The 13,695-nt window shown below is 70.7% G+C and carries 14 protein-coding genes; 5 read left to right on the plus strand and 9 right to left on the minus strand.

Features of this window, described 5'->3' with window-relative positions; translation table 11 throughout:
* The first annotated feature begins 166 nt into the window (after positions 1-166).
* Positions 167-1,213 carry a chitinase gene (locus ACZ5K7_RS08225; RefSeq protein ID WP_351691484.1) on the plus strand — a complete coding sequence of 349 codons (1,047 nt, stop codon included), beginning with the start codon at positions 167-169 and terminating at the stop codon, positions 1,211-1,213.
* Between the two features lie 82 nt (positions 1,214-1,295).
* Here ACZ5K7_RS08225 and ACZ5K7_RS08230 read toward each other — a convergent pair whose 3' ends face one another.
* Positions 1,296-2,678, minus strand: coding sequence for a glycine--tRNA ligase (locus ACZ5K7_RS08230; RefSeq protein ID WP_351691481.1), 1,383 nt, complete (start codon positions 2,676-2,678; stop codon positions 1,296-1,298).
* A 185-nt stretch (positions 2,679-2,863) separates the two neighbouring features.
* On the opposite strand from ACZ5K7_RS08230, the gene ACZ5K7_RS08235 reads away from it, so the two are divergent.
* From ACZ5K7_RS08235 to ACZ5K7_RS08250, 4 genes are all read left to right on the plus strand, one after another.
* The gene (locus ACZ5K7_RS08235; protein WP_468911820.1) at positions 2,864-3,820 is read left to right on the plus strand and encodes a metal ABC transporter substrate-binding protein; all 957 of its coding nucleotides are present in this window, start codon (positions 2,864-2,866) and stop codon (positions 3,818-3,820) included.
* Positions 3,821-3,831: 11 nt separating this feature from the next.
* Positions 3,832-4,596: a metal ABC transporter ATP-binding protein gene (locus ACZ5K7_RS08240; RefSeq protein WP_468911822.1), complete on the plus strand. Its 765-nt coding sequence runs from the start codon at positions 3,832-3,834 to the stop codon at positions 4,594-4,596.
* On the plus strand, positions 4,596-5,498 hold the full coding sequence (locus ACZ5K7_RS08245) for a metal ABC transporter permease (protein ID WP_351691472.1): 903 nt from the start codon (positions 4,596-4,598) through the stop codon (positions 5,496-5,498). The genes ACZ5K7_RS08240 and ACZ5K7_RS08245 overlap by 1 nt, the downstream gene beginning before the upstream one ends.
* A 62-nt stretch (positions 5,499-5,560) precedes the next feature.
* The gene (locus ACZ5K7_RS08250; protein ID WP_351691469.1) at positions 5,561-5,980 is read left to right on the plus strand and encodes a Fur family transcriptional regulator; all 420 of its coding nucleotides are present in this window, start codon (positions 5,561-5,563) and stop codon (positions 5,978-5,980) included.
* 132 nt (positions 5,981-6,112) lie between these two features.
* Here ACZ5K7_RS08250 and ACZ5K7_RS08255 read toward each other — a convergent pair whose 3' ends face one another.
* The 8 genes from ACZ5K7_RS08255 to ACZ5K7_RS08290 form a co-directional block, all read right to left on the minus strand.
* Positions 6,113-7,465 (minus strand): histidine-type phosphatase, encoded by a 1,353-nt coding sequence (locus ACZ5K7_RS08255; protein ID WP_468911826.1) that lies wholly within the window; start codon positions 7,463-7,465, stop codon positions 6,113-6,115.
* 88 nt (positions 7,466-7,553) lie between these two features.
* On the minus strand, positions 7,554-8,393 hold the full coding sequence (locus ACZ5K7_RS08260; RefSeq protein ID WP_351691463.1) for an isoprenyl transferase: 840 nt from the start codon (positions 8,391-8,393) through the stop codon (positions 7,554-7,556).
* A 17-nt stretch (positions 8,394-8,410) separates the two neighbouring features.
* Positions 8,411-9,160, minus strand: coding sequence for a DNA repair protein RecO (gene recO, locus ACZ5K7_RS08265; RefSeq protein ID WP_351691460.1), 750 nt, complete (start codon positions 9,158-9,160; stop codon positions 8,411-8,413).
* Entirely contained in the window at positions 9,157-9,309 is a 153-nt protein-coding gene (locus tag ACZ5K7_RS08270) for a hypothetical protein (protein ID WP_468911830.1), read from the minus strand. Before ACZ5K7_RS08270 ends, recO begins: the two co-directional genes overlap by 4 nt.
* Positions 9,310-9,358: 49 nt before the next feature.
* Positions 9,359-9,583 carry a hypothetical protein gene (locus ACZ5K7_RS08275; RefSeq protein ID WP_351692899.1) on the minus strand — a complete coding sequence of 75 codons (225 nt, stop codon included), beginning with the start codon at positions 9,581-9,583 and terminating at the stop codon, positions 9,359-9,361.
* A gap of 105 nt (positions 9,584-9,688) precedes the next feature.
* Positions 9,689-10,600 carry a dihydrodipicolinate synthase family protein gene (locus ACZ5K7_RS08280; RefSeq protein ID WP_468912010.1) on the minus strand — a complete coding sequence of 304 codons (912 nt, stop codon included), beginning with the start codon at positions 10,598-10,600 and terminating at the stop codon, positions 9,689-9,691.
* A gap of 80 nt (positions 10,601-10,680) precedes the next feature.
* Positions 10,681-11,679: an oligopeptide/dipeptide ABC transporter ATP-binding protein gene (locus ACZ5K7_RS08285; protein WP_468911833.1), complete on the minus strand. Its 999-nt coding sequence runs from the start codon at positions 11,677-11,679 to the stop codon at positions 10,681-10,683.
* The gene (locus ACZ5K7_RS08290) at positions 11,676-13,694 is read right to left on the minus strand and encodes a dipeptide/oligopeptide/nickel ABC transporter permease/ATP-binding protein (RefSeq protein ID WP_468912013.1); all 2,019 of its coding nucleotides are present in this window, start codon (positions 13,692-13,694) and stop codon (positions 11,676-11,678) included. The genes ACZ5K7_RS08285 and ACZ5K7_RS08290 overlap by 4 nt, the downstream gene beginning before the upstream one ends.
* Position 13,695: the final 1 nt, after the last annotated feature.

Raw genomic sequence — 13,695 nt, forward strand, 5'->3', positions numbered from 1 at the left:
TCCACCCTGACATGACAGCTGACAGATTTCAATATCTGTCATTCCATACCCGCCACCGGACGCCGCGACGCCCCCGTTTCTGGTCCAGACCTATTGACGAGAGGTCTGGACCACGAGCACTGTCATGGCTACGACACCTCGCCGCACCCCCACCGGGAGGATCCGTATGCTCCGCCGCGCCCTCAGCCTGCTCGCCGCCGCGCTGGCGACCGCCGCACTCACCCAGCTCCCCGCCGCCGCGCCCGCCTCCGCCGCCGACACCTGCGCGGTGAAGTCGCGGCCCGCCGGGAAGGTCCTACAGGGTTACTGGGAGAACTGGGACGGCTCCGCCAACGGCGTCCACCCGCCGTTCGGCTGGACCCCGATCACCGACTCCCGGATCGCCGCCCACGGCTACAACGTCGTCAACGCGGCCTTCCCGGTGATCCGTTCCGACGGAACGGCCCTGTGGGAGGACGGCATGGACGCGGGCGTGAAGGTGGCGACGCCCGCCGAAATGTGCGCGGCGAAGGCCGCCGGCCAGACCATCCTGCTGTCGATCGGCGGCGCGGCGGCCGGCATCGATCTCAGCTCGTCCACCGTGGCCGACAGGTTCGTCGCGACGATCGTGCCGATCCTGAAGAAGTACAACTTCGACGGCATCGACATCGACATCGAGACCGGCCTGGTGGGCAGCGGGTCGATCACCCAGCTCTCCACCTCGCAGGCGAACCTGGTCCGCATCATCGACGGCGTCCTCGCCCAGATGCCGGCGGGCTTCGGCCTGACGATGGCCCCGGAGACGGCGTACGTCACCGGCGGCAGCATCACCTACGGCTCGATCTGGGGCGCCTACCTGCCGATCGTCAAGAAGTACGCCGACAACGGCCGGCTGTGGTGGCTCAACATGCAGTACTACAACGGCAGCATGTACGGCTGCTCCGGCGACTCCTACTCGGCGGGCACGGTGGCCGGCTTCACCGCCCAGACCGACTGCCTCAACAAGGGCCTGGTCGTGCAGGGAACGACGATCAAGGTGCCGTACGACAAGCAGGTGCCGGGGCTGCCCGCACAGTCCGGCGCGGGCGGCGGCTACATGTCACCGACCCTGGTCGCACAGGCCTGGAACCACTACGGCACGTCCCTCAAGGGCCTGATGACCTGGTCGCTCAACTGGGACGGCTCGAAGAACTGGACCTTCGGCGACAACGTCAAGGCGCTGCAGCACCGCTGAGCAGAGCCACCGAACCCAAAACGCCCACCCTCCAGCCGACGAGTCGGCTGGAGGGTGGGCGAAAAGCGGCGGGACCCCGGACCTAGCAGCCCAGCAGGCGCCCGGCGAGGTACCCCTCGATCTGGTCCAGCGAGATCCGCTCCTGCTTCATCGAGTCACGCTCGCGGACCGTGACCGCGTTGTCCTCGAGCGTGTCGAAGTCGACGGTCACGCAGTACGGCGTACCGATCTCGTCCTGGCGACGGTAGCGGCGGCCGATCGCACCGGCGTCGTCGAACTCGATGTTCCAGTTCTGCCGCAGGGCGGCGGCCAGCCCCTTGGCCTTCGGGGACAGCTCGGGGTTGCGGGACAGCGGCAGCACCGCGACCTTCACCGGCGCCAGGCGGTGGTCCAGGCGCAGCACCGTGCGCTTCTCCAGCTTGCCCTTGGCGTTCGGCGCCTCGTCCTCGACGTACGCGTCCAGGAGGAACGCGAGCATCGCGCGGCCGACACCGGCCGCCGGCTCGATGACGTACGGCGTCCAGCGCTCCCCGGCCTCCTGGTCGAAGTAGGAGAGGTCCTGGCCGGAGGCCTTGGAGTGGGCGTTCAGGTCGTAGTCGGTGCGGTTGGCGACACCTTCCAGCTCGCCCCACTCGTTGCCGCCGAACTGGAAGCGGTACTCGATGTCAGCGGTGCGCTTGGAGTAGTGGGAGAGCTTCTCCTTCGGGTGCTCGTACCACCGCATGTTCTCCTCGCGCAGGCCCAGGCCGGTGTACCAGTTCCAGCGCTGCTCCATCCAGTACTCCTGCCACTTCTCGTCCTCGCCCGGCTTGACGAAGAACTCCATCTCCATCTGCTCGAACTCGCGGGTGCGGAAGATGAAGTTGCCGGGCGTGATCTCGTTGCGGAAGGACTTGCCCATCTGCGCGATGCCGAACGGCGGCTTGCGGCGCGAGGTGGTCTGCACCTGGGCGAAGTTGGTGAAGATGCCCTGCGCGGTCTCCGGGCGCAGGTAGGCGACCGAGCCGCTGTCCTGGGTCGGGCCGAGGTGCGTGGAGAGCAGACCCGAGAACTGCTTGGGCTCGGTGAACTGGCCCTTGTTGCCGCAGTTCGGGCAGTTCACGTCCGCCAGACCGTTCTCCGGGAGGCGGTTGTGCTTGGCCTCGTAGGCCTCCTCCAGGTGGTCGGCGCGGAACCGCTTGTGGCAGGCGGTGCACTCGGTCAGCGGGTCCGTGAAGGTGGCGACGTGACCGGAGGCCACCCAGACCTCGGGGGCCAGGATGACGGACGAGTCGAGACCGACCACGTCCTCGCGCGACGTCACCATGTAGCGCCACCACTGGCGCTTCAGGTTCTCCTTGAGCTCGACACCGAGCGGCCCGTAGTCCCAGGCGGCCTTCTGGCCGCCGTAGATCTCACTGCAGGGGAATACGAAGCCACGGCGCTTGCTCAGGCTGACGATGGTGTCGATCTTGTCGGCGGCCACGGTGCTCTCTTCATTACGACGACGGGCGACGAAGCGAGATGCTTCAGAGCGAATGCTTCAGGTTACCGGCGGGGGATCCCCCTCGACCAAATCGGTCCCCCATGACGGACAGACCACCCAGGGCTTACCGAGGCCTTACCGCTGCTTGTTGACAACGGTTTCCATATTTGTTGAAAATGAGTCTCATGAACGTACGACGACGCCTCATACCCACGGCCGCCGCGACCACCGTCACCGCACTCGGCATAGCGACCCTCTCCGCGTGCGGCGGCGACGCCACGGCGGCCCAGACCGGCAGGTTCGACGTCGTCGCGTCCTTCTACCCGATGGCCTTCCTCGCCGACCGGATCGGCGGGAACCACGTCCACGTCACCAGTCTCACATCACCCGGCCAGGAACCGCACGACCTGGAGATCAGCCCCAAGCAGATCATCGGGATCGAGAAGTCCGACGCGGTCCTCTACCTGAAGAACCTCCAGCCCTCCGTCGACGACGCCGTCGCCCAGTCCTCGGTGAAGACGAAGATCGACGCGGCCTCCCTGACCACGCTGGAGCAGCACGGTAACGAGGCCGGCGGCCACGCGGCCTCCCACGACACCTCGAAGAACGAGGAGCTGTCCGGCCTCGACCCGCACATCTGGCTGGACCCGGTGCGCTACGCCCAGGTCGCCGAGGGGGTGGGCAAGGCCTTCGAGAAGGCCGACCCGGACCACGCGGCCGACTACCGGAAGAACACCGCGGCCCTGGTCAAGAAGCTGGACGCGCTCGACACCCGGTTCAAGAACGGTCTGGCGAACACCAAGTCCAAGGTCTTCATCACCACCCACGCGGCCTTCGGCTACCTCGCCGAGCGCTACGGCCTGACCGAGGAGGCCATCAACGGCCTCGACCCGGAGTCGGAGCCGAGCGCGGCACGCGTGAAGGACCTGGAGACCATGGCCAAGGCCGACGGCGTCAGCACCGTGTTCTACGAGACGCTCGTCAGCGACAAGACCGCCAAGACCATCGCCGCCGACGCCGGACTGAGGACGGACGTCCTCGACCCGATCGAGGGCATCACCGGCAAGTCCCGCGGCAAGGACTACTTCGCCGTCCAGGAAGCCAACCTCAAGGCCCTCCAGACGGCCCTGGGCACCAAGTGAGCGGAGACGAGATGACCACCGGCGAGCCCGTCATATCCCTGCGCGGTGTCACCGCCGAGCTGGGCTCACGCCCCGTGCTGCGGGGCATCGACCTCACCGTGCACCGCGGTGAGGTCGTCGCGCTGCTCGGCGCGAACGGCTCCGGCAAGTCGACCGCGATCCGCACGATCATCGGCCAGGTACCGGCCGACGGCGGCGAGATCACCCTGTTCGGCACCCCGCGCCGCACCTTCCGCGACTGGTCCCGGGTCGGCTACGTGCCGCAGCGCACCACCGCCGCGGGCGGTGTCCCCGCCACCGTCACCGAGGTCGTCTCCGCCGGCCTCCTCTCCCGCACCCGCTTCGGCCTCTTCCGCAAGGCCGACCACCAGGCGGTACGGGACGCGCTCGGCCTGGTCGGGATGGCGGACCGGGCCAAGGACAACGTCGAGGCGCTCTCCGGCGGCCAGCACCAGCGGGTGCTGATCGCCCGCGCCCTGGTCGCCCGGCCCGAACTGCTGATCATGGACGAGCCGATGGCGGGCGTCGACCTGGCCAGCCAGGAGATCCTCGCGCGGACCCTGCGCGAGCAGGTCGAGCAGGGCACCACGGTCCTGCTGGTCCTGCACGAACTGGGCCCGCTGGAGCCGCTGATCGACCGCGCGGTCGTGCTCCGCGACGGCTGTGTCCTGCACGACGGCCCGCCGCCGCGCGCGGTCGGCCAGCACGCCCTCCCCGGTCACGACCACGTACACCCCCACGAGCACGCGCCGATCCGCACGGGACTGCTGAGCTGATGGACTTCCTGAACTACGCCTTCATGCAGCGGGCCCTGCTCGCCGCCGTCCTGGTCGGCCTCACCGCCCCCGCCATCGGCATCTACCTGGTCCAGCGCCGCCAGGCCCTGATGGGCGACGGCATCGGCCACGTGGCCATGACCGGCGTCGGCCTCGGCTTCCTGCTCTCGACCTCCCCGGTGTGGATGGCCACGGCCGTCTCCGTCCTCGGCGCGATCCTGATGGAGCTGATCCGCTGGTACGGCAGGACCCGCGGCGACATCGCCCTCGCGATGCTCTTCTACGGCGGGATGGCCGGCGGCGTCATGCTGATCAACCTCGCGCCGGGCGGCTCCAACGCCAACCTGATGTCGTACCTCTTCGGCTCGCTGTCGACGGTGTCGGAGTCGGACGTGACCGCGATCTGCGTGCTGGCCGCGTTCGTCCTGCTGGTCACCCTCGGTCTGCGCCGGCAGCTGTTCGCGGTGAGCCAGGACGAGGAGTTCGCCCGGGTGACGGGCCTGCCGGTGCGGGCGCTGAACCTGCTGACGGCGGTCACGGCCGCGGTCACGGTGACGGTCGCGATGCGGGTGGTGGGCCTGCTGCTGGTGTCAGCGCTGATGGTGGTCCCGGTGGCCGCCGCCCAGCAGCTCAGCCGGAGCTTCGCGGCCACGTTCGCGATCGCCGTCGCGATCGGTGTGACGGTGACGATCGGGGGCACGATCACGTCGTATTACCAGTACGTTCCGCCGGGCGCGACGATCGTGCTGCTGACGATCGCCGCGTTCATCGTGCTGAGCCTGCTGGCCGCACCGCTGGCCCGGCGACGCGCCCGCGCGGCCGCCGCGCGACGGCCCGCCGGGGATCCGGCGGAGTGCGCGATTCCGGCCGGCCGGCAGGCCGCCGACGAGGTCGGCGTCTGACCGCGCACAGTCCGGGCTGGCACAATGGCCCGGCAGAAGCAGTGTTTGTGAGGAGGCAACCGGTGACGACCGCTGGACCGCCCGTGAAGGGCCGCTCGACCCGTCAGCGGGCAGCCGTGGCGGCGGCCCTGGACGAGGTCGAGGAGTTCCGCAGCGCGCAGGAACTGCACGACATGCTCAAGCACAAGGGCGACTCGGTGGGCCTCACCACGGTCTACCGCACGCTCCAGAACCTCGCCGACGCCGGCGAGGTGGACGTCCTGCGCACGTCCGACGGCGAGTCGGTGTACCGCCGCTGCTCCACCGGCGAGCACCACCACCACCTGGTCTGCCGCGTGTGCGGCAAGGCGGTGGAGGTGGAGGGCCCTGCGGTGGAGAAGTGGGCGGAGGCGATCGCGGCGGAGCACGGGTACGTGAACGTGGCGCACACCGTGGAGATCTTCGGTACGTGTGCGGACTGCGCGGGGTGCGCCGCGGGGTGAGCCGGTTGCCCGGGCGCGGCCCGATGGGGGTTGCTCGCGCCCACGCGGCGGAGCCGCACATCGATACAGCCCCGCGCCCCTTCCGGGGCGCTGCGGTCGCGTCAGCCACACAGCTGCGGGCAGGCGTGCCGGTCAGCCCCTCCCGAAGCAGCGCTCCAGTTCGTTCAGGTCGTAGAACTTGCTGTTCTTCTTGATCGGGTGGCAGCCCGCCTTGAAGGCGATCTCCTTCTCGTTGTAGAGCATCCGCACCAGGTAGTCGTCGCCCTTCCGGAAGACGTCCCACTGGATGTTGGAGGCCAGGGAGGCCACCTCGGCACCGCGCCAGGGGTTGTCGGCGTAGGTGTACGTCCGGCCCGGCGTCGCGGCCTTCTCGCTGCCCGGCAGCCCCATCAGCGCGGCCAGCGGGATGATCTCCTCGGCGTGGGTGAAGCGGAGCTCGGCGCCCAGCGTGCTGGTGCCGTCCCGCTTCGCCTCGACCTGCTTGAAGAGGTCGTCGAGGAGGACGCCCGCCATCTTGTAGGTGATGTCGCTGTCCGAGAAGCTCGGGCCCTTCTCGTAGAAGTCCTCGGCGTCACCGAGGTAGCCGAACCAGGCCGCGTCGCGCGGGGCGATGTAGCGGTCGAAGTCCCAGCCCTTGCCCTCCGGGCTCTCCTCGCTCATGGCGGGCGCGATGGCGTAGAGGTTGTAGACGGCCTGGGCGGCGGTGATGTCGGAGGCGGTGGTCGAGAACTCGCCGTCGACGACGCGCCGCACGAACGCCGGCTTGAAGATCCTGCCCAGCACCCGGGCGGCCGCCTTGTGCGAGGCCGGCTGGTCGGTGACCGTCTCCAGGGTCGAGGCCAGCCGCTCGTCGTTCGCCAGCCACTTCTGGTAGTCGGCGCCGCCGGCGGACTTGTGGAAGTAGAGCAGGTCCTTGTCGACCCGGGCGGTGCCGAGCGAGGCCTTGAGCGCCGGGTCGGCGTCGGTGAGGGCGGTGGAGAAGACCGTACCGCTGTCGACCGCGCGGCCCTGGCCCGAGCTGACGACGTCGATCTTCTCGCCGTTCCTGGCGATGGACGAGAAGAGGGAGGGCAGGCGCTTCTCCAGGCGGACGGCGGTGGCGCGGAGTTCGTCCTTGCCGCGGCCGCTGAGGTTGCCGTACCCGACGGCGCTCATGGCCGCTTCGAGGGCCTGCACGTCCGGGCCGAACTCCCTGCCGAGCTTGGTGAGTTGGCCGTCCGCCTCGGCCTGGTTCCAGAGCGCGAGGATGATGTCGCCGTCCTCGCCGTCGGTGGCGGAGCGGGACCCGTGCCGGGAGACGTTCTCGGTGAACACGGCGGTGTACCCGGCGGGCGCCTGCTGATAGGTGCGCGGGTTCTGGCCCGGGGAGTACACGGCCTTGGTGCCGTAACTGTCGCGGTGGGTGAGCCCGTTGTCCGCGGCGTGCGCGGGCAGTGCGGTGAGGAGCAGGGCGCCCAGGGCGAGGACAGGGGTGACACGCTTCATGAGGGACCGTTCCAGAGGCGGGAGACCGGGAGGTGGCCAGGCATGATCTCCCGCATCCTGGACGGCTCGCGTGAACGGCGGGTGGCCGTCAGTCGCCGGGGTGGTTGCCCTCCATGGCCAGCAGTTCCTCGTTGGGGATGGCGCCGCCGAACCGGCGGTCCCGGGAGGCGAATTCGAGGCAGGCGCGCCACAGGTCACGGCGGTCGAAGTCAGGCCACAGGACGTCCTGGAAGACCATCTCGGCGTAGGCGCTCTGCCAGAGCAGGAAGTTGGAGGTGCGCTGCTCGCCACTGGGGCGCAGGAACACGTCCACGTCCGGCATGTCCCCGTAGTACATGTGTTTCTGGATGGTCTTCTCGGAGACCTTCGACGGGTCGAGGCGACCCGCCTTGACCTCCTCGGCGATGGCCTGCACGGCGTCGGCGATCTCGGCGCGGCCGCCGTAGTTCATGCAGAAGTACAGGGTGAGCAGGTCGTTGCCCTTGGTCTGCTCCTGGGCGACCTGGAGCTCCTTGGCGACCGACTTCCACAGCCGGGGCATCCGGCCCGCCCAGCGCACCCGGATGCCGAGTTCGTCGAGCTGGTCGCGGGTCTTGCGGATGAAGTCGCGGTTGAAGTTCATCAGGAAGCGGACCTCTTCGGGCGAGCGCTTCCAGTTCTCGGTGGAGAAGGCGTAGAGGGAGATGTTCCGGACGCCGATCTCGATGGACCCCTGGAGCACGTCGAGGACGCGCTCGGCGCCGACCTTGTGCCCCTCGGTGCGCGGCAGCCCGCGCTCCTTCGCCCAGCGGCCGTTGCCGTCCATGACGATGGCGACATGGTTCGGGACCAGTTCGCCCGGGAGCTTCGGCGGGCGGGCACCGGACGGATGCGGCTCGGGCGTCCTGTACTCGCGGCGCCGGCTCCCCAGGATCCCGCGTACGACCATGTGCTTCTCGTCTCCCTCTAGCTCTTCTCTACGTACCTGAGCGAGCGCAGCCCCCGCTCCAGGTGCCAGTGCAGATAGGCGGACACCAGCCCGCCGCCCTCCCGGACGTGCCGCGCCTCGGCCGCGTCCGCGGTCTCCCAGTCTCCCGTAAGCAGGGCGCCGAGGAGAACCAGGGTCTGGGGCGAGGGTACGACGCTGCCGGGCACCCGGCAGTCGACGCAGACGCTGCCGCCGGAGGCGACCGAGAAGAAACGGTTCGGGCCGGGCATCCCGCACTTGGCGCAGGAGTCGAAGCTGGGCGCGTAACCGTTGACGGCGAGGGAGCGCAGCAGGAAGGCGTCGAGGACGAGGTGAGGTGCGTGCTCGCCGCGGGCGAGGGTCCTGAGCGCCCCCACCAGCAGCAGGTACTGCTGCACGGCCGGTTCGCCCTCGTGGTCCGTGAACCGCTCGGCGGTCTCCAGCATGGCCGTCCCGGCGGTGTACCGGGCGTAGTCGGTGACGATCCCGCCGCCGTACGGCGCGATGGTCTCGCTCTGGGTGCACAGCGGCAGCCCGCGCCCGATCAGCTCACTCCCCCGCGCGAAGAACTGCACGTCGACATGGGAGAACGGCTCCAGCCGCGCCCCGAACTTCGACTTGGTCCGCCGCACCCCGCGAGCGACGGCCCGCACCCGGCCGTGGCCGCGGGTGAGCAAGGTGATGATGCGGTCCGCCTCGCCGAGCTTCTGGGTCCGAAGGACGATGCCGTCGTCGCGGAAGAGACTCATCGCGCACCTGCCCCGGCCGGCTGGGGGCGCGGCCCGCGGCGCGGCCGCGGTCGGATGCCGTGGCCCCCGCACGGCCGCAGCGTGATCCGGTCCGCCTCACCCGGCTTCTGGGTGCGCAGCACGATGCCGTCGTCGCGGAACAGGCTCATGCGCCCATTCTGCCCTGCCGTGGCACGGGACCGGTCCGGACCGGAACCTTCAAGGCACCTCGCCGCGGCTGCGGGCGTTGGCGTGGGCGGTGGCCGCGCTGAGCCGTTCGGCCTGGGTCGCGGTCCGTACGGCGTCCGGGTGGGCGTCCCACTCGCGCCCTCCCCCGTACGGCCTCAGCTGCACATAGGGGCCCTCGTGCCCCATGACGATGCCCAGCCGTCCGGTACGGGTGTCGACGGCGCAGGAGCCGACGGGGAGGTTCTTCGCGTTCACCTCACCTGGCTCCCCCGCCACCGGGAATTTCACGCTTCGCATCACTGAGGTGGCGCTGCGTGCCTAGACTCGGCCGGAGTCTGTCCCGGACGCCGGCGCGGGCGGCTACAGCAGCCCCGCTCCCGCCAGGAACTTCCCCACGCACTCGGTCTCCGCCTCCGACAGCGGTACCTGCGGTTCGGCCGTGGCCGGGCAGCCGATCACCCCCCGCAGGTGCAGCGCCGTCTTGAACGCTCCCAGCGCCGCCGAACTGCCGCCCATCCGGGCCGGGTCCCCGACGCCGGTCATCCGGAAGAGCCCGCACAGCCGCTCCTGTTCCGCCCGCGCCCGCTCCCAGTCACCGGCCCGGCAGAGCCGGTGGAGACGGACATAGCCGTCCGGGTCGACGTTGGCGAGACCCGGTACCGCCCCGTCGGCACCCAGCGCGAGGGCCGAGTCGACGGTCAGCTCGGAGCCCGTCAGCGCGCTGAAGCGGGGCAGGTTCCGGCTGCCGGTGACGACCTCGCGGAAGCCCGCCAGGTCGCCGCTGGAGTCCTTCAGCCCGGCCAGCACCCCGTCCGCAGCCAGCTCCAGGACCAGGCCGGCGGGGAGCTTGGTGTGGACGGCGACCGGGATGTCGTAGGCGATCACCGGGACGGGCGAGCGGCCGGCGACCAGACGGAAGTGGCGGGCGATCTCCGCGGGGTGGGTGCGGGTGTAGAAGGGCGCGGTGACGACGACCGCGTCCGCGCCGGCGGAGGTGACGGACTCGACGTGGTCCAGGACCCGGGGTGTCGTCATGTCGATCACGCCCGCCAGCACCGGGAGCCGCCCGGCCGCGTGCGTCACCACGGTCTCGGTGACCAGCCTGCGCTGCCGGTCCGTCAGATACGCCACCTCCGACGTCGAACCGAGGACGAACAGGCCGTCCACCCCGGCCGCCACCAGATGGTCGACGAGCCTGCGCAGGGACGGGACGTCCACCTCGCGGTCCGGTGTCAGGGGGGTGCAGACGGGCGGTACGACACCGGACACCATCTTCTGACCGTTCCCCTCCGGGGCGCTGGAAGCCGGAGCGCGTCCCTTCGGCTCACGGGTGTGGGGGGTGGGCAGGGTCATCAGGTCTCCCTGGGCAGGCGGTGGCTCGGCTGGTCCTCCTCCAGTGGATGGTGACAGCGGTAGCGGTGAGCGGTGCGTGACGCGGCCGTGAAGTCAGGCATGCGGACGGCACACTCGTCGTCCGCCTTCCAGCAGCGGGTGCGGAACGGGCACCCGGACGGCGGGCGGGTGGCCGAGGGCACCGGACCGGTGAGCGGGATGGGGTCGATCGGGCGGAGCAGGCCGGGGGTGGCCGAGAACAGGGCCCTGGTGTACGGGTGCCGGGCGTGCCCGGTGACCTCGGCGGCCGGGGTCTCCTCGACGATCCGGCCCAGGTACATGGTGATCACCCGGTCGCTCATCCGCCGTACCGTCTGGATGTCGTGGGAGACGAAGACCATGGCGAGGCCGAGCCGCTCCCGCAGGTCGAGGAGGAGGTTGAGGATCTGGGCGCGGACCGAGACGTCCAGGGCGCTGGTCGGTTCGTCGGCCACCACCAGGTCGGGGTCCAGGGCCAGCGCCCGGGCGATCGCCACCCGCTGCCGCTGGCCGCCGGAGAGCTGGCCGGGCAGGGCCTCGGCAAGGGCCCGTGGCAGACCGACCAGGCCCATCAGCTCCCGTACCCGCTCCTCCCGTTCGGCCCGGGTACCGCGCTCGTGGACGTCCAGCGGGTCGCGGAGGATACGGCGTACCGGCAGCCGGCGGTTGAGGGCCGTCGACGGGTCCTGGAAGATCATTCCGGTGCCGGCGCCGACGGTCGACCGGCGTTCGGCGCCCGGCATCGCCCACAGGTCGCGGCCGTGGAAGGAGACCGTGCCGGCGGTCGGCCGCTGGATGCCGACCAGCACCTTCGCCAGCGTCGACTTCCCGCACCCCGACTCGCCGACCACGCCGACCGTCTCGCCGGGCGCCACGGTGAGGTCGGCGCCGGTCAGCGCGTACACCCGGTCCCGGCCGAACACGCCCCCGCCGCGAGCCCGGTGGACCACGTGGACGCCGGACAGCTCCACCGCGCTCATGTCACCGCCTCGGTGCTCGCCAGGTCGACGGCGGGGTGGTGGCAGGCCGCGGTGTGGACGCGGGAGCCGACGAGGTCCGGTGCCGTCGTACGGCAGACCTCGCTCGCCACCGGGCAGCGGTCCGCGAAGCGGCAGCCGGCCGGGAAGTCGGCGGGGGACGGCACCACGCCCCTGATCTGGGTCAGCCGCTCGGCCCCGGACTCCAGTGACAGCACGCTGCCGAGCAGGCCGCGGGTGTAGTGGTGGGTGGGGGCGGCGACCAGTTCCGCGGTGACGCCGGTCTCGACGATCTGTCCGCCGTACATCACCACCACCCGGTCGGTGACGTCCGCGATCAGGGCGAGGTCGTGCGAGACGAGGATCAGCGCGAAGCCGAGTTCCTCGCGGAGGCGCAGGAGGAGTTCCATCACCTGGGCCTGGACGGTGACGTCGAGGGCGGTGGTCGGTTCGTCGGCGATGATCAGGCGGGGGTCGCGGGAGAGGGCCATCGCGATCAGGACGCGCTGGCGTTGGCCGCCGGAGAGTTCGTGGGGATAACTGCGGAGGGTGCGGGTGGGGTCGAGGCCGACGAGGGCGAGCAGTTCGGCGGGGGTGCGGTGGCCGCCGCGCCGTGTGAGCTGCTTGAGCTGGGCGTTGACGGTCATGGAGGGGTTCAGGGAGGACAGGGCGTCCTGGTAGACCATCGCGAGTTCGTGGCCGAGGAGGCGGCGGTGGGGAACGGTCAGATCCACGGGCGGCTGCGGGTGGGTGGGGGCTGGTCGCGCCCGCGCGGCGGCAGCCGCATGTTCCACACGGCCCCGCGCCCCTTTCGGGGCGTACCGGATCTGCCCGCTGACCTGTGCCGTCTTCGGCTGCAGGCCCATGATCGTCAGTGCGGTGAGCGACTTGCCGCAGCCCGACTCCCCCACCAGGCCCAGGACTTCGCCCGGGTACACCTCGAAGCTGATGCCGTCGACGATGTTCACGCCCCGGTGGCGGTCGGGGAAGCCGATGGCCAGCCGCTCCACGGCCAGTACCGGTCGCCCGTCCGAAACGGGGGGCCGGGCGCGGGCGCGGAGCCGCTCGCCCGCCTCCGCCAGGCCGGGCAGCTCCAGGACCTCGCCTCGGTCGACGGTCTCCACCGGATCGGCTCCCGTCGGCTCCACCTCCCTGCCCGCCGGTGACGCCCACGCGTCCGAGACGCCCTCGGAGAGGATGTTCAGGGAGAGGACGGTGAGCAGGATCAGCAGGCCGGGGAAGAGGGTCGCCCACCAGCCTCCGGTCAGCACCATGTTCTTGCCGTCCGCGATGACGCTGCCCCAGGACGGGTCCGGGGGCCGGACGCCCGCGCCGATGAAGGACAGGGACGCCTCGAAGACGATGGCCTCGGCGACCTGGACCGTGCAGAAGACCAGGACGGGGGCGGCGCAGTTGACGGCCACATGGCGGAGCACGATGTGCGGGGTGCGGGCGCCGATCACGCGTTCCGCGGTGACGTAGTCCTCGCCGTACTGGTCGAGGACGTTCGCCCGGACCACGCGGGCCACCGGCGGGGTGAAGAGGAAGGCGATCGCGCAGATCAGGACCGTGATGCCGCCGCCGAAGACGGCGACCAGGACGGCGGCCAGGGCGATGCCGGGGAACGCCATCACCACGTCCAGGCAGCGCATCAGGGTCTCGTCGACGGCCTTGCGGGAGGTGGCCGCGAGGGCGCCGAGCAGCGCGCCGGCGACCAGGGCGAGACCGGTCGCGCCGAGGCCGATGGCCAGGGACCAGCGGGCGCCGTACATCAGCCGGCTGAGGATGTCCCGGCCGAGGCTGTCCTGGCCCATCCAGTGGCCGGCGGAGGGGTGCCCGGTGCCGTCGGCGGGGGCCTGCTGGGCGAGGGGGTCGTCGGGGGCCAGGAGGGGGGCGAACACCGCCACCAGGACGATCAGGGTCAGGAAGGCGAGGGCCGTCTTCGACAGCGGGGACAGCCTGCGCAGGCGTACGCCGGGGCGGGCCAGGGCGGTGGTGAGGGCCGCGCGGGTGAACATC

Source organism: Streptomyces sp. NPDC031497 (assembly GCF_055580905.1).